17 protein-coding genes are annotated in these 17,930 nt (G+C 60.9%); 6 read left to right on the top strand and 11 right to left on the bottom strand.

The genetic code is table 11. The features are described from left to right. Positions 1 to 45 precede the first annotated feature (45 nt). Positions 46 to 996 (bottom strand): LysR substrate-binding domain-containing protein, encoded by a 951-nt coding sequence (locus QD336_RS04700; protein WP_269342113.1) that lies wholly within the window; start codon positions 994 to 996, stop codon positions 46 to 48. Between the two features lie 203 nt (positions 997 to 1,199). Here QD336_RS04700 and QD336_RS04695 point away from each other — a divergent pair, with 203 nt between their 5' ends. After that, positions 1,200 to 1,493, top strand: coding sequence for a YjiS-like domain-containing protein (locus tag QD336_RS04695; RefSeq protein ID WP_269342114.1), 294 nt, complete (start codon positions 1,200 to 1,202; stop codon positions 1,491 to 1,493). A gap of 173 nt (positions 1,494 to 1,666) precedes the next feature. Here the strand turns inward: QD336_RS04695 and QD336_RS04690 are convergent, their stop codons facing one another. From QD336_RS04690 to QD336_RS04660, 7 genes are all read right to left on the bottom strand, one after another. Beyond that, positions 1,667 to 3,040, bottom strand: coding sequence for a glutamate--cysteine ligase (locus QD336_RS04690; RefSeq protein ID WP_499169589.1), 1,374 nt, complete (start codon positions 3,038 to 3,040; stop codon positions 1,667 to 1,669). Positions 3,041 to 3,158: 118 nt separating this feature from the next. Further along, a complete protein-coding gene (locus QD336_RS04685; protein WP_499169588.1) occupies positions 3,159 to 3,896 on the bottom strand; it encodes a 16S rRNA (uracil(1498)-N(3))-methyltransferase in 738 nt (245 codons plus the stop codon). Between the two features lie 19 nt (positions 3,897 to 3,915). Continuing rightward, positions 3,916 to 5,421 carry an inorganic phosphate transporter gene (locus QD336_RS04680; RefSeq protein ID WP_269342120.1) on the bottom strand — a complete coding sequence of 502 codons (1,506 nt, stop codon included), beginning with the start codon at positions 5,419 to 5,421 and terminating at the stop codon, positions 3,916 to 3,918. Between the two features lie 179 nt (positions 5,422 to 5,600). Continuing rightward, positions 5,601 to 6,041, bottom strand: coding sequence for an NUDIX hydrolase (locus QD336_RS04675; protein ID WP_269342122.1), 441 nt, complete (start codon positions 6,039 to 6,041; stop codon positions 5,601 to 5,603). A 272-nt stretch (positions 6,042 to 6,313) separates the two neighbouring features. Then, positions 6,314 to 7,084, bottom strand: coding sequence for an HAD family hydrolase (locus QD336_RS04670; RefSeq protein ID WP_499169586.1), 771 nt, complete (start codon positions 7,082 to 7,084; stop codon positions 6,314 to 6,316). Continuing rightward, positions 7,081 to 8,427, bottom strand: coding sequence for a glycosyltransferase family 4 protein (locus QD336_RS04665; RefSeq protein WP_269342127.1), 1,347 nt, complete (start codon positions 8,425 to 8,427; stop codon positions 7,081 to 7,083). The genes QD336_RS04670 and QD336_RS04665 overlap by 4 nt, the downstream gene beginning before the upstream one ends. A gap of 103 nt (positions 8,428 to 8,530) precedes the next feature. Continuing rightward, the gene (locus QD336_RS04660; RefSeq protein ID WP_499169584.1) at positions 8,531 to 9,304 is read right to left on the bottom strand and encodes a FadR/GntR family transcriptional regulator; all 774 of its coding nucleotides are present in this window, start codon (positions 9,302 to 9,304) and stop codon (positions 8,531 to 8,533) included. Here QD336_RS04660 and QD336_RS04655 point away from each other — a divergent pair. Further along, entirely contained in the window at positions 9,279 to 9,563 is a 285-nt protein-coding gene (locus QD336_RS04655; RefSeq protein ID WP_499169583.1) for a hypothetical protein, read from the top strand. The two genes, QD336_RS04660 and QD336_RS04655, sit on opposite strands and share 26 nt — an antisense overlap. A 32-nt stretch (positions 9,564 to 9,595) precedes the next feature. Continuing rightward, a complete protein-coding gene (locus QD336_RS04650; RefSeq protein WP_499169582.1) occupies positions 9,596 to 10,870 on the top strand; it encodes a DUF3422 family protein in 1,275 nt (424 codons plus the stop codon). Positions 10,871 to 10,880: 10 nt separating this feature from the next. Here QD336_RS04650 and QD336_RS04645 read toward each other — a convergent pair whose 3' ends face one another. After that, entirely contained in the window at positions 10,881 to 11,780 is a 900-nt protein-coding gene (locus tag QD336_RS04645) for a LysR family transcriptional regulator (RefSeq protein ID WP_499169581.1), read from the bottom strand. A gap of 111 nt (positions 11,781 to 11,891) precedes the next feature. Here QD336_RS04645 and QD336_RS04640 point away from each other — a divergent pair, with 111 nt between their 5' ends. The 3 genes from QD336_RS04640 to glcF all read left to right on the top strand — a co-directional run bounded on the left by QD336_RS04640 (position 11,892) and on the right by glcF (position 16,104). Further along, positions 11,892 to 13,325: an FAD-linked oxidase C-terminal domain-containing protein gene (locus tag QD336_RS04640; protein WP_499169580.1), complete on the top strand. Its 1,434-nt coding sequence runs from the start codon at positions 11,892 to 11,894 to the stop codon at positions 13,323 to 13,325. Between the two features lie 259 nt (positions 13,326 to 13,584). Next, positions 13,585 to 14,799, top strand: a complete 1,215-nt coding sequence (locus QD336_RS04635; RefSeq protein ID WP_499169578.1) for an FAD-binding protein — start codon at positions 13,585 to 13,587, stop codon at positions 14,797 to 14,799. Positions 14,800 to 14,802: 3 nt separating this feature from the next. Then, positions 14,803 to 16,104 (top strand): glycolate oxidase subunit GlcF, encoded by a 1,302-nt coding sequence (glcF, locus tag QD336_RS04630; RefSeq protein WP_499169577.1) that lies wholly within the window; start codon positions 14,803 to 14,805, stop codon positions 16,102 to 16,104. On the opposite strand, the gene QD336_RS04625 is transcribed toward glcF, so the two are convergent. Together QD336_RS04625 and QD336_RS04620 are read right to left on the bottom strand one after the other, a co-directional pair. Further along, positions 16,101 to 16,760, bottom strand: a complete 660-nt coding sequence (locus QD336_RS04625; RefSeq protein WP_499169575.1) for an outer membrane beta-barrel protein — start codon at positions 16,758 to 16,760, stop codon at positions 16,101 to 16,103. The genes glcF and QD336_RS04625 overlap by 4 nt on opposite strands. A gap of 263 nt (positions 16,761 to 17,023) precedes the next feature. Continuing rightward, complete coding sequence (locus QD336_RS04620) at positions 17,024 to 17,803, bottom strand: L,D-transpeptidase (protein WP_003503197.1); 780 nt, start codon at positions 17,801 to 17,803, stop codon at positions 17,024 to 17,026. Positions 17,804 to 17,930: the final 127 nt, after the last annotated feature.

Genomic DNA, 17,930 nt, shown 5'->3' with positions numbered 1-17,930 from the left:
GACGGCGGATGCTTGCGTATCATACGCCCGCATCCCACCACCCGGTCACCAGCCCGGCAGCATATGCCCGGCACGCAGGCGCGGCATCTTGGGGTAGGTTTTCACATCATTGTCCATTTCGTCGACAACGCTCATCGGCGAGATATTGTCGAGGCAGGCGGTGATGTGATCGGTAATGGCGTTCACCAGCGAGGGCGAGAGGCCGGGGCGCTTCATCAGCCCGATCTGCACCGGCGGCAGGGGCGGGAAGCCATCCGCGGCGGTCAGAACCTTCATGCCGGTGCGCAGCGCCGATTCCGGCAGCACCGAGACGGCCATGCCGGCAAGCACGGCGGCGGCGACCACCGTGGAAGACCAGCTGGTGAACAATACCTGATAATCCCGCCCGTCGGCATCGAGCGCCGAACAGGCAAGCTGGCGCCAGTGGCAATCGCGTCGCCCAACGGCGAGCGGCACCGGCGCGTCGTCTTTCAGCGGATGGTTGGCGGAGGCGACCCAGCAGAGCGGCTCCGTGCGCACCACATCCGAGGAGCGGGCACGGGGATTATGGGTGACGAGCGCGATATCCAGTTCACCGCGCGCCATTTTTTCGGCAAGACTGACCGAAGGTTCGCAGACGATATAAAGCTCGACATTCGGGTGGGTCTTGGCGAAGCGCCCGATGATTTCAGGCATGTAGCGGTCGGCGTAATCATCAGGTGTGCCGATGCGCAGCGTGCCTTCCAGCCGGTTGTCATCGAAGGCCGCAATCGCCTCATTGTTGAGACGGATGATGCGGCGGGCGTAATTCATCAGCTTTTCGCCCTCCGCCGTCAGGCGGTTGCCACGCCCGTCCTTGGCGAAAAGCTGTTTGCCGATACGCTCTTCCAATCGCCGCATCTGCATGGATACGGCGGATTGCGTCTTGAAAACGCGGTCTGCGGCCTTGGTGAAACTGCCAGAATCGACAATGGCGATGAAGGTGTGCAGCTGATCTATATCGAGAGGTGCGGACATGGACGGTCATCCATCAGAATGATTGATATCTCACATTAGAAACATTCGTTGGACTGATCAATAGTCTTGCGACATTTTGACACCCAGCAAATCAGTATCAACCGCGGGCCGACGAGACGTCGAGCCCCCAACCCAAGGCAGCTTCTCGCGCGTGGTGCGTCGGGGGCGGTGCCGCATCGTGCCGTTACGAGAGGATATGTATCATGCGCACGGCAGAACGGAGAATGGAACTGGAACTCGCAACCGCACGGCCGGGGGACGCCTGGCGTCGCGCAGCTGTCCTCGGTGTTTCCGGCGTTAAAACGTTCGTGCAGCGCATCTACAATCGTATCGTGGCCAATGGCCTCACGGAACTTGATGACCGCCTTCTTGCCGATATCGGTCTGGTGCGGTCGGATGTCAGCGATGCTCTCAATACCGGCCTGTTGGAAGATCCGACGGCCCATCTCACCCGTGCTGCGCGCAAACGCGCGGTCACGCGCTTCAAGACGCTTTGAAATTCCGCCTCCGGCAGACCTCCAGCTGCCGGACGTGGCTTCCAGCCGCAAGGTTTTCCCCGCAGGGTGATTTGCCAATAGCCCTGCCTTTGCCCGGTGTCAGGCCCCCTCGGCCGCGCCGGGCTTTTTTATGGCCCGGACTCCCTGCGCCGGCGCAGCTTACCGGCAATGCCTCAATATTGATATTCCTCGAACACCGGCAGCACCGAACCGCCCCAGCGGCCGTTATAGAGTGCGAGAAGGTCTTCGGCGAGCGTGGTCTTCTTGGCCAGCACCTCGTCCAGCGATGACAGGAACACGGTCTCGTCCTGACCTTCGCCATTCAGCCGCTTGCGGTTTTTCAGGCCGGTGCGGGAAATGTCGAGAACCTCGCGGGCGATGCCGAGAAGCGGCTTGCCGACGATCTCGGCATTGAGCCCCTTGGCCGGCACGGCGTCGCGAAGCGCAATGACCTCATTGAAGCTCCAGCCGGCGGTGAGCGCATCGGCAGCGTCCAGCGCTTCCTGGTCATAAAGAAGGCCGACCCAGAAGGCGGGCAGGGCGCAGATGCGCCGCCACGGACCGCCATCGGCGCCGCGCATTTCGAGGAAACGCTTCAGGCGCACATCGGGGAAGAGCGTGGAGAGATGGTTCGTCCAGTCGCCCATGGTCGGCTCCCATGCGGCGATTTCGCCCTTCAGCGCGCCATTCATGAACTGCCGGAAAGTGACATGGGTGCAATCGTGATATTTGCCGTCGCGCACGATGAAATACATCGGCACGTCGAGCGCCCATTCGACATAATCCTTGAAGCCAAAATCGTCGTTGAAGGTGAAGGGCAGTACACCGGAGCGGCGATTGTCAGTGTCTCGCCAGATATCGCCGCGCCAGGAGAGGAGACCGTTCGGCTTGCCCTCGGTGAAGGGCGAAGAGGCGAAGAGCGCGGTTGCCAGCGATTGCAGCTTCATGGAAACGCGCATCTTCTGGCGCATATCCGCTTCGGAGGAGAAGTCGAGGTTAACCTGGATGGTGCAGGTGCGGTACATCATGTCGAGACCCTTGGTCCCGACCTTCGGCATATAGCGCGTCATGATCGCGTAGCGCGATTTCGGCATGCGCGGCGTCTCGTCATAGCTCCACAGCGGGCTGCCGCCGATGCCGAGGAAACGGATGCCCATCGGCTCGGCCACTTCGCGCAGTGTCGCCAGATGCTGGTTGGATTCCTTGCAGGTCTGGTGCAGGTTTTCGAGCGGCGCGCCGGATAGTTCGAACTGGCCGCCCGGCTCGATGGAGATGGCGCCCATGCCATGCTGTTCGCCAAGGCCGATGATGTTTTCACCGTCCATGATCGGCTCCCAGCCGAGCTTTTCCTGCATGCCTTTCAGCAGTGCTGAAATGCTGGCTTCGCCGAAATAGGGAACCGGGCTGTTATCCTCGCGGAAAAAGGCGAATTTTTCGTGTTCGGTGCCGATGCGGAAATCCGCTTCAGCCCTGCAACCGCCCGCCAGATAGTCGGTAAGCTCCGTGACGGAGGAGAGGGGGGTCTGGTCGGTCGTGTCGCGTGCCATGGCTTACCTTGTTATGACGTCTCTGTTGCGGCGAGGCATATGATTGGCAGATAGGGCCGGATCGCATCCGGTGGCAAATGAATTTCTTTTAAAGATGCATGAAGCGCAATGGTGCCCCTCAGTTCCAGTCGCCGATCGCCGCCTGAATAACTGCGAGCGCGGCAACGGCGGCCGTATCGGCCCGGAGGATACGAGGCCCGAGCGGGATAGGGGTAACGAAGGCAAGGCTGCGCAGCAACTCCCGTTCCTCCTCGGAAAAACCGCCTTCCGGGCCGACCAGCAGGGCGATTTTGCGTTCCTTGATGGCCTGCAGGATCGGCAGCGGATTTTGGCCGGCATCGCCTTCGTCGCAATAGATGATGCGACGATCAGCCGGCCAGGTTTCCAGCATGTCTTTCAGTTTTACCGGTTCTGCCACCTCGGGCAGAGACAGAATGCCGCATTGCTCGGCCGCTTCGATGGCATTGGCGCGCAGTTTTTCGGTATTGTGGATCTTGCCCTGAACATGCTGCGTCATCACCGGTTGCAGCAGCCCGGCGCCCATCTCCACCGCCTTCTGTATCAGATAATCCATCCGCCCGACCTTCAGCGGCGCGAAAAGATAGTGCAGATCCGGCGCATCCGGCTGCGGCCGCGTCTGTTCGAGCGGAACAAGGACGATCTTCTTGCGGCTCGGAAAGGAGAGTTTCGCTTTCCATTCGCCGTCGCGGCCGTTGAACAGCAGGATTTCCGCGCCGTCCGTCATGCGCAGCACATTGGCGAGGTAGTTGAACTGTTCGCTCGTCGCTTCCTGCGCCACGCCCCCGGCGAGGGAGGCTTCGATGAACAGGCGTTGCATCCGGAAATTTGCGCGCATGGGACTTTCGGTTTCAGCGTCAGAGAAAGAGGAAGGACAGGAGCCAGTAGAGCAGCGCCGCAAGCGTCGCGCTCGCGGGAACCGTGACGACCCAGGCCGCGATGATCGTCATGAAATGCGAGCGCCGGACGAGGTAGCGGCGGCGGACCTCGGAAGGATTGTCCAGATATTTGCGGGTGCGGCGGGCCTGGCCTGCGCCTGACTGGACGAGCTCCTGCCGCCGGCGTGACGATTGCGTGTACCATTCGCGGAAGAAGCCGACGCCGAACACCGCGCCGATCGCCGTATGGGTGGTGCTGACCGGCAGGCCGAAGCGCGAGGCGACGAGAACGGTGAGCGCCGTGGCCACGGAAACGCAGAAGGCGCGCATCGGATTGAGCTTGGTGATCTGCTCGCCGACGAGGCGGATGAGGCGTGGCCCATAAAGGAGAATACCGCAGGAAAGCCCGAAGGCGCCGACCAGCATCACCCATAAAGGCGCGCGGGCGGATGTCTGCACCACTTCGTCATGCAGGGCCCGCACGATGGCCACCACCGGGCCGATGGCGTTCGACACGTCATTTGCGCCATGGGCGAAGGACATCAATCCGGCAGCAAGAACCAGCGGCCACTGAAACAGGATCCGCAGCGACTGGTTGCGGTTATCCAGCCCTACCGATTGCTTGCGGATAATGGGCACGCAGATCCGCCAGGCCACGAGCCCGGTCACCAGCCCTGCGATGCTGGCATAACCAAGCGACACAGGGATGAGCTGATGCAACCCTACCCAGATGAGATAGGCCATGAAAACACCGGCCATCAGGCCGATCAGAACCGGAACCCAAAGCCGGGCGGAGCCGATCTTGTCGTCGCGGTAGATGATGAATTCCTTGATGAATGCAAGGATGGCGATGGCGATGGCGGCACTGATGAAGGGCGCGAGCACCCAGGCAAACGCGATGCTGCCGAGCGACAGCCAGTCGACCGCTTTCGCCCCATAGGCGGCCATTCCGGCACCGGCAACCCCGCCAACCACGGTATGGGTGGTGGAAATCGGCGCTCTGGTCCAGGTCGAGACGTTGACGAGAAGGCCGGCGGCAAGAAGCGCCGAGAGCATCGCCCAGGAAAATGCGGTCCTGTCGGGAATGGTCTGCACGTTGATGATGCCGCTGGAAATGGTTTCGACGACATTGCCGCCGGTGATCAGCGCGCCCGCGATCTCGCAGATGGCAGCGACGATAAGCGCGGCGGCAAGCGGCATGGCCTTGGCGCCAACCGCGGGGCCGACATTGTTCGTCACGTCGTTCGCGCCAATATTGATGGCCATATACGCGCCGATGGCAACGGCGGCGATGATGATGACGGCGCCAGCTGTACCAGTGACGAAAGCGCCGGCGAAGACGGCCGCAAGCACAACGAACATGAACCCCGCGCCAAGGCCGGCAAGCTGCTGGGTGACATGCAGCGTCGCTTCTTCGACACGGGTAATCTTGTCGAGATCCTTGTCGAGCGTCGGCTTCATGTTCGATGGCGGCTTCGTTGCCATTCACACCTCGTTTGCCAGCATTCCCTTTCGTCCGGCAGTGTCGCAGGTTGAAGGCAATTTACAGAAAGACTGTTGCATCTCGCAGGTCTTTCCAAAAAGAAAAGACGACCCAAAAGAAAAGACGGCAAGATCCATGTCGGAGAACCAGATGGCAGATTGCCACATTTCCGGCAGTCGCGCTATTTCGAATGCGCCATCCGCCTGTCGAAAGTGAGCATCAGCGCTTTCAGTTCCGGCTCGTTGACCCGAGCGGCGGCCTCCCGGGGGCTGACCCATTCCAGCCGGCGCGCTTCCTTTTCGGGAAAGTTGTCCTGCATTTCGGCAACCTGGAGAAGGTGCACCTGAACCCTGCACGGCACGTTGATGCCGCTGTTCAGTTTTTTCTCGTATTCATAAAAACCGAAGGGGGCCTTTTCCACCGTGCCTTTGACGCCGGCTTCCTCGTAGGCTTCCTGTTCGGCCACCGCATGGGCCTTCTTGTTGGACATTGGCCAGCCCTTGGGAATGACCCATCGTCCGGTGTCACGGCTGGTCAGCAGCAGCACTTCCGGCTCCGGATTGGTCTTGGACAATCGATAGCACAGCGCCGCATATTGCTGTCGCGGCGGTCTGCGCAACATCAAGCCAACATCTGTCGCCAATCGATTCAAAATCTTCAATCCGAATAAATCCTCTTCGTCGGGTAGTGATAATTGCTAATATAGAGACGCTGCAAATTCCGCCAATCCCCCTTTACCCATAACCCACTACTGTCTTCATGCTGATGAAGCCTTTGGGCAAAGGGATGTGGTCGATTTGCGAACAAAGTTTCGACCGGGTGGTTCCCCGGACGGACAGCCGATGCGGTAACGCTCTCTCTGCCTGCCTTCAAGCCATTCGGAATGCAAACCCGCTATGAATTATGGCCGGTACTGCTTTGACCGGGGTTCAGTCCCCAGTGCCGGAGGCCTTCGATCACTCCATCAGCCTCTTTGGCGGTCGAGTGAAAAAAGCGATTGTCCTGATGTGCCAGCGAGACAAGCTCAGGCAGGGCATTGCCCACGATCACGCCGCGAATAGTCTTCAATTCAAACATCGCCCGGTCATTGCCAGTATCGCCCGAGACCACTGATTCGTCGAGGCCGATACGCAATTGTCCACATAACCATGCAAGGGCCGCGCCCTTGTCGGCGGCCTTGGGCAATATGTCGAGGTCGCGGCCGCTGGAATAAACGACGCGGGCGTCTATATTGGCCGCCAGAAGCGCGGCTTCAATCTCGCCGAGCGCGGCGGCATCGGCGTCATGCAGGAACCAGCTCGATTTCAGGCCGTGCTGGTAACGCTCCTCCTGCATCGTCACGCCCGCAATACCGGACATGACATCGGCAATCTTTCGTGGGTCAAAGCCGGTGCCGAGGGAATGTGTATAGGCGCTTTCCAACTCGCTGCGTTTTCTAGCATGCAGCATCGTGCCAACACCGCCGATGATGTAGTCCGGCTGCGGCAGCGGCACCTCTTCCAGAAGCGCAAGCTGATCGTCGATCAACCGGCCGCTGTTGAAGACCAGAACCGGGCGAAGATCATCCGGCAGGGCGTGCCAGAAATCGCGAAACCGGCGCGTGGCGTCGTTATCGCCAACGACGGTTCCGTCGAGATCGGTGGAAAGAAGACGAAGCGGTTTCAATCGCCGTCGTTCCATGGTTCGGCCCAGTCTGCTTCTTCGAGAACCGGCATCATGGTCCTGCCTTCCACGAGCGCGAGGAGCTGCTGGGCAATGCCGGTCCATGTGAACAGGCTGCGTGCCTTGTGCGCCCCCATGCGGGAAAGCCGCCCGTAAAGCCGCTCATGCTTGAACGGCTTCATCATGGTGATGCCGAGGTCTTCCTTGTCGAAAGGATCGGCAAACAGCGCATGGCGCCCGTAGCTGACGGCGCGGAACAGCCCGCCATGAATGGTGACGACGGTGGGCGTGCCGCTCGCCATGGCCTCGATCGCGGTCATGCCGAAGGGTTCGTAGCGGCTGGAAAGCACGAAGAGATCGGCGGCGCGATAGATATCCGGCAGGTCCTCATCCGCGACATAACCGGAAAATGCCACCTTGTCTTCCAGACCGAGCGATTTCACCCGTTCCTTCAGCTGGTTGAGAATGGTGGTTTCGTGCTCATCCATATTCTCGCCACCGACGGCGAGATGCAGGCGGGCTTCCGGCTCGCGCTCGGCAAGCACGGAGAAACCGTCGATCAGGAGATCATAACCCTTGTTGGTGGCGAGCCGCCCGAGCGCCAGCACCACCTTGCCCTCGAAACCGAAACGCTGGCGGATCATCTGCCGCGTCGCATCCGAAACCGGGAAGAAACGGTTGTCGTCATAACCTGGCGGGATCATGTGGATATGTTTGCGCTTGAGGCCGTAATCCTCGATCAGCACGTCAAGCTGCACCGGCGTCGTGGCGATCACCATGTCGCAGCTTCGATAGATGATCAGCTCATGCTGGATGCGTTCCCTGAAGTTGAATTCCAGCTCGAACGTATCGGATTTTTCCGGATAATCGGTCTCCATCTGGCGCTTCTTCCAGATGCCGAGCGAATGCGGCGTATGCAGATGCGGGATCTTCAGCGCCTCGGAAAGCCGCTGCCCGGCGACGCCGGCATCCCAGTAATGGCTGTTGATGAAGGAATAATTCAGGTCGTTTTTCTTGATGAAACGCAGCGCGTTTTCGCACCATTCCATCAGGTGCCGGTGCAGATATTCCTTGGGAATGAAATCGCGCCCGCCGCAGGGAATGCGCACCACACGGACGCGCTCGTCAACCTCGTCGAATTCCGGCTGGTCTTCGAAGCGGCGGGTATAAAGATCGACGGTATAACCGAGCTGACCGAGTTTGCGTGCAAGCTCAAGCACATAAACCACCTGTCCCCCGGTATCGGCAGCGCCCAGTGGCGGGTGCGCGGCGACATAGCCATGCGTCGATATGAGAGCTATCCGCGGATAGCGTTCAGTTTCGCTCGTGGTTGTCATGGGTCCCATCTTGGTAAATTTTTCCAATTAACCCGATAAAAAGACCGAACAGCACAAAAGGTTCCATAAAAACCCGAATAAAATGGATGGTGTATTTCGCCGGATGGCGTTTTCAGCCGCCGCGCTGCTGCTGTCGCAGGCGGGAAATCCGGTCCCATTCGCGCGCCTGATGCGCCTTCGACGTCGTCTCCACGATGAAGTCGATATGGGCCTCCGCCGCCGCCCTTGCCGCTGCCGGATCGCCGGCGGCGATGGCGTCATGGATGGCGATGTGCTGCCGTAACACCTCGTCATGGGCGCCCGCGATGGTGAAGATGAGGTGACGGTTATAGAAGATGTCGTCGCTCAGGAGCCGATAGCAGGACCGCAATGTGTGCATCAGCACGATATTATGCGCCGCCTCGCCAATGGCATTGTGGAATTCCACGTCGCCCGAGAGCTCCTCTTCGAAGCGGCCCGCCTCATGCGCTTCACGCATTCTGTCGACGATGGCGGCAAGGTTGCGCCTGTCCGGTTCCGTTGCCCGCTTTGCGGCAAGTTCGGCGGTCATGCCTTCAATGTAGCGGCGATATTCGAGGAAATCCCGCGTTGCCCGACTGTGGCGGGTGATCAGCGCACTTAACGGGTCGGAAAAGACCGGGCCGACAATATCGGCGACATAGGTGCCGCCGCCATGGCGGCTGGTGAGAAGGCCACGCGTCTCCAGTTCTTTCAGCGCTTCCCGCAGGATTGGCCGCGAAACATCCAGGCGCTGCGCCAGTTCCCGCTCGCCGGGCAACCGGTCGCCATCGCGCAATATGCCGTCGAGGATCAGTTCCTCGAAACGTAGGATCACCTCCTGCGATGTGCGGCTGTGCTCGATGCGCGCAAAAAGCGTTTCGTCCATCGCAGAACTCTCCGGCGAAATGCCGCCCCCATGTGATGCAGGGCAAATTATCAGCGAAGCGGCGCACTGGTCAAATATTCTATCCAGTTCCCTGTTCAGCTGTATCAATGCCTGCGGCAACGCGGCATCTGCCTTTTCGAATTGGCTTTTGTTAAAGCAGTTCCCGGACAGGGTGATGGTGGCGGATTTTTCTGCCAGGTGGATCAAAACAATTACATCGGTTTCGATTGCGATGTTTTCATTGCAATCGATGTTTTAGAAATCCGGATAAGAAGCGGGGACGATATAGCAATGGCCAAGGGTAGATTTGCATTCGCGAGCGCGCCGGAAAGATCGCTGGCTCTGGGCGAGGTTCATGCGCGGCCGACCGTGCTGCTTGCCCCATCGCGTATCATCATCCAGCTTGCCTTCATGATGGATGGCGGCTCGGCCGTGCACCATTCGGTCATTGCGGAAATGTCGCGCAGCCGCGGTGTCGCGCCGCCGGAGCGCGATGCCCGCCACCACGCCATGCCCTGGGGGCAGGGCACGCTGCGCTGGGAACGGCATACGGAATTCTCCACCTGGTTCTGGGACGGTCCCGCGCCGGAGAAATTCGGCGGCGAGATTGCCGGTGACCCTTTCGGTGACGGCTTTTCGCCGCCCGGTTCGCTGATCTCAGGCGTGCGGCTGGAAATCCGCCCGGAAAACGGTGTCACCTCCCAGGCGGAAGCGATGTTTGAACCGACCAGCCTCTGTCACAGCGATGTGCGCGACGGGCAGGCGGCGATCCTCACCGATTTCCGCCAGGATCGTGACGGGCTGACGCAGATATTGGTCATCGACCGGGGCGTCACCGATTATAGCCGCGGCGCGCTGGTGCAGCGGCTGCTCGATATCGAGACCTATCGCACGCTCGCCATGCTCGGCCTGCCGATGGCGCAGACGCTGTCGCCGGACATTCGCCGCATCGAAGATGGCCTGACCGGCATCACCCAACGCATGAAGAGCGACGCCCGCGACGAGGCGGATGCGCTGCTGGCCGAAATGACCCGGCTTGCCGCCGAGCTGGAGGCCAATGCCGCGCTAAGCCTTTATCGTTTCGGCGCCAGCCGCGCCTATGACGGCATCGTGCGCGAACGCATCCGGGCGCTCGCGGAAACTCCCGTTCAGGGCCATGAGACCATGGGCAGCTTTCTGGAACGGCGCATGGCGCCGGCCATGCGCACCTGCCAGTCGGTGGAGGAGCGGCAGGCCAACCTCTCGCGCAAGCTTTATCGCGCCACGGCATTGGTCCGAAGCTGGATCGATGTGGAGCTGGAGCGGCAGAATACGGTGCTGCTCAACACCATGAACAAACGCGCCGCCATGCAGCTTCGCCTGCAGCAGACGGTGGAAGGCCTGTCGGTCGCCGCGATCTCCTATTATGTCGTCGGCCTCATCGGTTATCTCACCAAGGCGATCAGCCATGACGTGCTGCCGGTCGATCCGGCCGTCGTCACCGGCATTTCCGTTCCCTTCGCAGTGCTTGGCGTCTGGTGGGTGGTGCGCCGCATCCGCCGCTCCCATGCCGAGGGCGGGCATTGAAATCAGGATGTCAGCCCTGCTCCCAATAGGGTGGAGGCCCATAAAGCCCGGCGAGATAATCGATGAACAGCCGCACCTTCGCAGGCAGAAACTGTCGGCTCGGATAAACCGCAGACAGCGTCACATTGCGCGACCCCTCATAACCGGGCAGCACCTGCACCAGCTTCCCGCCGCGCAATTCATGGCCGATATCCCATGTCGAACGCAGCGCAATACCAAGCCCGGATATCACCGCCTCGCGGATCACCTCGCTTGAATTGGTGACCAGCATGCCCTCCGGGCGAATGCTCAGCGCGCCGCCCGGTCCCTCCAACCGCCAGATATCGTTATTGTGCGCCGGCAGGCAGCGGTGTTTCTTCAGATCCTCAATTGTAGCAGGCATGCCATGCGCGGCCACATAATCCGCCGAGGCGCAGAGCACACGCCGCACCGGCGCCAGCCTGCGGGCCACAAGGCTGGAGGAATTGAGATCGGCGATGCGGATCGCCAGATCATAGCCACCTTCGATGATATCGATGAACTCGTCGCTCAGCACCAGATTGACCGACAGGTCCGGATGCCGCTCCATGAAACCCTTCAAATGCGGCGCGATATGCATGCGCCCGAAGGAGGTGGGGGCGGAAACCTTCAGCGTGCCGTTAACGGTGTTGGCCCGGCCGGACACAAAATCCTCGGCCTCTTCCAGCCCTTCCAGCACGGCCAGCACCCGTTCGTAAAAACCCTGTCCGGCTTCGGTCAAAGAAATCTGCCGCGTCGTGCGCTGGAAAAGCCGGGCGCCCAGCTTTTCTTCCAGCCGCTTGATGCGCTTGGAAATCACGGCGGGCGAATAGCCAAGCTCCCTGGCGGCCAGCGACATGCTGCCGGAGGCGGCAACGCTCGCAAAGACTTCCAGATCACCCAGATTTGTCACAGTTGTCTCCGATTATTTCCGGAATGGAAAAAATCCTTAGCATTTGATTGCGTCGTTTCAAAGTGGTAAAGAAAGAATACCAGTTGGAGGAACGTGCATGGAGGAGGAGCGGTGACTCAGCCGATCAAGTTTCTGGAGCCGCGTGCGAAGATCGTCGCGGATCGTGACCGCATCATAGCGGACTTCAAGGATATCCTGCCGGTGGACTGTCTTGTGCATGAGCCGCGTGAGCTCGTGCCTTTCGAAACCGATGCCTTCGTCTCCTATCGCCGCCTGCCGCTGGCTGTGGCGCTGCCGAAAACGACGGAAGAAGTGGCGGCGGTGATGAAATATTGCCACCGTTACGGCATTCCGGTCGTGCCGCGTGGCGCTGGCACGTCGTTGTCTGGCGGCGCGATCCCGCAGGAGGATGCGGTTGTGATCGGCCTGTCGAAGATGAGCGCGATCCTTGAACTCGATTTTTACAATCGCACGGCACGGGTACAGGCGGGTGTCACCAACCTCTCCATTTCCGATGCGGCGGGCGCGGAGGGTTTCTTTTATGCGCCCGATCCCAGCTCGCAGCTTGCCTGCACCATCGGCGGCAATATCGGCATGAATTCCGGTGGCGCGCATTGCCTGAAATACGGCGTCACCACCAATAATCTGCTCGGCGTGAAAATGGTGCTGGTGGACGGCACGGTGCTGGAGCTGGGCGGCAAACATCTCGACGCCGCCGGTTACGATCTTCTCGCCCTTGTCTGCGGTTCGGAAGGCCAGCTCGGCATCGTCACGGAAGCGACGGTGCGGCTGATCGCCAAGCCGGAAGGGGCGCGGCCGGTGCTGTTCGGTTTTGAAACCTCTGAAGAAGCGGGCTCCTGCGTCGCCGATATCATCGGCGCGGGCATCATCCCGGTCGCCATCGAATTCATGGACAAACCGGCCATCGAGATCTGCGAGGCGTTCGCCAAGGCGGGTTATCCGCTGGATGTCGGCGCGCTTTTGATCGTCGAGGTCGAAGGCTCCGAGGCGGAAATGGACGCCATGCTGGCCGATATCGTCACCATTGCCAGAAAACACGGCGTGAAGACGGTGAAGGAATGCCAGTCGGCCATGGAGGCGGCGGCGATCTGGAAGGGCCGCAAATCCGCCTTCGGCGCAACCGGCCGTATCGCGGATTATATCTGCATGGATGGCACGGTACCGCTTTCCCAGCTTTCCTATGTGTTGAAAAAGACCAGCGAAATCACCGACCGGCTCGGCCTGCGCGTCGCCAATGTCTTCCATGCCGGCGATGGCAACATGCATCCGCTCATCCTGTTCAACGCCAACGACCCTGATGATGCGGCCCGTGCGGAAGAGGCGGGCAATGAAATATTGAAGCTCTGCGTCGATGCGGGCGGCTGTCTCACCGGTGAACACGGTGTCGGCATCGAAAAACGGGATTTGATGCGCCATCAATATGGCGAGGCCGATCTTGCCCAGCAGACGGCGGTGCGGGCGGCCTTTGACGAGGGCTGGCTGATGAACCCTTCCAAGGTGTTTCCGCTGGAGGGACGGAATTGAGGTACTTTAACTTCGTTGCCTTGGAGGGTGCGGTTTACCCCCCTCTGCCCTGCCGGGCATCTCCCCCACAGGTGGGGAGATCGGCAAGACGCACCTACGTCGCTCTATCTCGGCCGATAAGAAAGGTGAGACTTTGCCGCGAGTCGATCTCCCCACCTGTGGGGGAGATGCCCGGCAGGGCAGAGGGGGGTATCTCTTGCTCTGAGCGCAGTCTCTCTTGCGCAAACGTCGCCACCCCATGCCCGGAGCCCGCCACCCCATGCTGACCCCCTACGCAGAAACCCAGGTCGCCGACATCATCCGCGATTACGCCGACCGAAAAGCCGCGCTGAAAATCATCGGCGGCAACACCCGCTCCGGTTTCGGCAATGCGGTTGCGGCAGATGAAACGCTTTCCTCCCGCGCAATGTCCGGCATCGTCGCCTATAACCCCGCCGAAATGGTCATGACCGCCAAGGCCGGCACACCGCTCGCCACCGTCGAGGCCGCCCTTGCACAAAACCGGCAGATGATGGCTTTCGAGCCGATGGACCATCGTCCGATCATGGCAACCGAAGGCGAGCCGACCATTGGCGGTGTCTTCGCCGCCAATGTTTCCGGCCCGCGTCGCTACGTGGCCGGTGCGGCACGCGACAGCCTGCTCGGCATCCGTTTCGTCAATGGCAGCGGCGAGATCATCAAGGCCGGCGGCCGGGTGATGAAGAATGTCACCGGGCTTGATCTCTCGAAATTTCTGGCTGGTTCTTTCGGCACGCTCGGTTTCCTCACCGAGGTGACCTTCCGGGTGTTGCCGAAACCGGCGGCAGAAAAAACCGTCATCGTTTCCGGCCTCGATGACGATGCGGCGACGCGCATCATGGCGGCGGCGATGGCGATGAGCGTTGAGGTCTCCGGTGCGGCGCATCTGCCGGAAAGCGTGCGTTCCCGCTTCATTGACGGTGCCCTGCCGGAAGGCCCGGCGACCATTCTGCGGCTGGAAGGGCTCGCCGCCTCGGTGGAGGCGCGCGCGGCGAAACTCCTTTCGGTTATGGATCGGGTCGGCCCATGGGCGCTGCTGGAGGGTGAGGAAAGCGGGTTTTTGTGGCGGCAGGTGCGCGATGTCGCGCCCTATGCCGGGCAGGGCGCAAAACCGCTCTGGAAAGTCTCGGTCGCGCCCGCGGAAGGTCACCGTCTTGTCGCGGCGCTGCGCATGGAAGCGGGTATCGATGCTTTTTACGACGGGCAGGGCGGCCTCGTCTGGATGCAGATGGAAGCCGACCCCGAGGCGGATTTGCTGCGTGGCGCCATCCGGGCGCTGGGCGGTGGCCATGCAACATTGCTGAGGGCGAGTGACGCGGTGCGCGCAACTGTCGCTGCCTTCGAACCGCGCCCGCCGGCGGAGGCGCTGCTTTCTGAGCGTATCAGGGAAAAGCTCGATCCGGCGGGCATCTTCAATCCCGGCAAGATGGCCGTAACGATAGAAAGGGCCGTCTGAACCATGCAAACATCCTTCACGCCCGAACAGCTGGCCGATCCGCATGTGGCGGAATCCGAAAAAATCCTGCGCAAATGTGTGCATTGCGGCTTCTGCACCGCCACCTGTCCCACCTATGTCACGCTCGGCAACGAGCTGGACAGCCCGCGCGGCCGCATCTACCTCATCAAGGACATGCTGGAAAACAGCCGCCCGGCCGATCGTGAAGTGGTTACCCATATCGACCGCTGTCTCTCCTGTCTTGCCTGCACCACCACGTGTCCCTCCGGCGTGGATTACATGCATCTGGTCGATCACGCCCGCGCCCATATCGAACAGACCTATAAGCGGCCTTTCATGGACCGGCTGATCCGCAATCTTCTGGTTGCCGTCCTGCCGCATCCCGCCCGTTTCCGGCTGGCCCTGCATCTGGCCCGGCTGGCGCGACCTTTCGCGGGCCTGCTTGCCAAGGTTCCGGCGCTGAAACCCCTGCAATCCATGCTCGCCCTTGCCCCCGCTGCGGTGCCTCCGGCCTCCGCATCCGCCCGTCCGGGCGCACGGCCGGTCGAAGGCGAAAAGCGCGGGCGTATCGCCATCCTCACCGGCTGCGCCCAGCCGGTGCTCGATCCCGGTATCAACGAGGCGACGCTCAGGCTTCTTGCACGGCTCGGTATCGAGGTTGTCGTGCCGAGGGGCGAGGGCTGCTGCAGTTCGCTGGTGCATCACATGGGCCGTGAGGAAGAGGCGCTTGCCTCTGCCCGGCGCAATGTCGATGTCTGGACACGGGAGATGGAGGAGGGCGGCCTTGACGCCATCATCATCACCGCTTCCGGCTGCGGCACCACCATCAAGGATTATGGCCATATGCTGCGGCTCGATCCGGCCTATGCCGAAAAAGCCGCACGTGTCTCGGCGCTTGCGAAGGACATCACCGAATATCTCGCCACCCTCGATCTGCCGCAAAGGGAGAGCCAGGGACTGACTGTCGCCTATCATTCCGCCTGCTCCATGCAGCATGGCCAGAAGATCACGCTCGCGCCGAAACAGCTCTTGAAAGCGGCGGGTTTTACCGTGCGTGATCCGGCGGAAGGGCATCTGTGCTGCGGTTCGGCCGGAACCTACAACATCCTGCAGCCGGAAATTTCCGCCAAGCTCAAGGCGCGTAAGGTGAAAAATATCGAAGCCACGCGCGCGGATGTCATCGCCACCGGCAATATCGGCTGCATCACGCAGATCGGAACCGGCACGGATATGCCGATCCTGCACACGGTGGAACTGCTGGACTGGGCCTATGGCGGACCGAAGCCGGCGAGGCTGTCGGTTTAAAACTTATACGCCACGCCGAAATTCACCGCATTGGTGATGACATCGGTCTTCAACGAGGCGCCATTGTCGATATCGACATCGATAAAGGAATAGGTGCCCTTATATTCCACGAAGGTCGACCAGTTGTCGGTGATGCGGTAGCTGACGCCGGCCTGTGCCTGCAGGGTGGCGCTGCCGAACTGGTATTCGAAGGTATTGCCTGACGGGCGGTATACTTCCACATGTGGCACGTTGATGCCGACGCCGGCGCCCACATAGGGTGTCAGACGTATCGATTCCAGCGGAAAGCGGTAGAGCGCATTCAGCGTCAGAAGGTTCAGGCCGTCGGTGAATTCGAAATGCGACCAGCCGGAACGGGCAAGCGTCCCGTCGTCGGCATAAACCTTGTCATGGGTGAAATCGAGCGAGATACCGAAATTCCTGAGCTGGCCTTCATCGAACCAGTAGGTGCCGCGCACGCCCCAATAGGCCGGGTTGGAAAAAGACTTGCCTTCCCATCCGGCGCGGAAGTCCGGTCCGTCGGACACCGTCACATCGCTGTGCGGCGCGCTTTGCCAGCCGCCATAACCGGAAATTTCAAATTCGCCTGCCATGGCGGCAGAGAAGGAAACGCCGCTGAACAACAGGGCGCAGACAAATAAAGTATGGCGCGGCATGAAAGGAATCCAAGTTGATATCAGAAATGCACCAAACCGTTTTTTGATAACATTTGAATGACAGAAACAAAAAACGGGCGGTCAGTTGACCACCCGTTTTAAGGCCGTTCCATCATCCCCCTGAGAGAGGTTCGGCGCCTGGCGTCCCCCGCCAAGTTTCGTTCAATTGAAGTGAGCCGGATTGTACCGCCGCAAGGCGGCAATTCAAGCGGATACGCCCCTTTGCCGGCGGCGGACCGATCGGAATGGCCGAACCGTTGCCATCATATCACTATGACCCTGGTTCCTACGTTTACGCGCTCGTAAAGATCGGTGACATCCTCGTTGCGCATGCGGATGCAGCCGGAGGAATTGTTGCTGCCGATCGTCCAGGGCTGGTTGGTGCCGTGGATGCGATAAAGCGTCGAGCCGAGATACATGGCGCGTGCGCCCATCGGGTTGGCGGGGCCGCCTTCCATGAAGGCCGGCAGGTAGTGTCCCTTGGCCGCCTCGCGGGTGATCATTTCCTTCGGCGGGGTCCAGCTCGGCCATTCCGCCTTGCGGGTCACCTTGTGGGTTCCGGCCCATTCGAAGCCGGGCTTGCCGACGCCGACGCCATAACGCCGGGCCTTGCCATCGGCAAGCACCAGATAGAGGAAGCGGTTCGGCGTATCGATGACGATGGTGCCGGGCTTTTCGGCGGTGTCATAGTTCACGATCTGCGGCAGGAATTGCGGCGCGATCTGCGTGCGCACCGGCGCATTTGGGCGGACGGCGGCATTCTGCACCCGCGCCGGGCGCTGCGATGTGACACCGGAACTCGGGCGCTGCGGCATGGCCGCGGCCTGGCGCTGCTGGAACAGCGGCTGGCGTGCGGCAGGCGCACGCGGATAGACCACAGGGCGGACATTGCCGCGGCCACCGAGCTGCGTGACCCAGGGGGCGGAAAGATCCGGGCTGACGACGACGGGCGGGCGTTCGCGATACCGCTCATTGGCCATGGCTGCCGGAACGGCGAGGGTGGAAACGAGGCTCAGCGCCAGAAAAACGGACTTCATCGGCATCGGGTGGACTCTCTCTGCGGGATGTCGCAACAATGGATTGCGGGCTCATTCACCCGCTTTGCCGGACACGTTCGCACCTCGAGGCCAGCGAATCGTAAATGGCTGTTCATTAAAAAGCGCTTGTTTA

This window comes from Rhizobium sp. BR 250 (assembly GCF_047445855.1).
Lineage (GTDB): Bacteria > Pseudomonadota > Alphaproteobacteria > Rhizobiales > Rhizobiaceae > Agrobacterium > Agrobacterium tumefaciens_I.
Note: the sequence above shows the minus strand (reverse complement) of the source record. Positions and strands in the feature narration are given on the sequence as shown.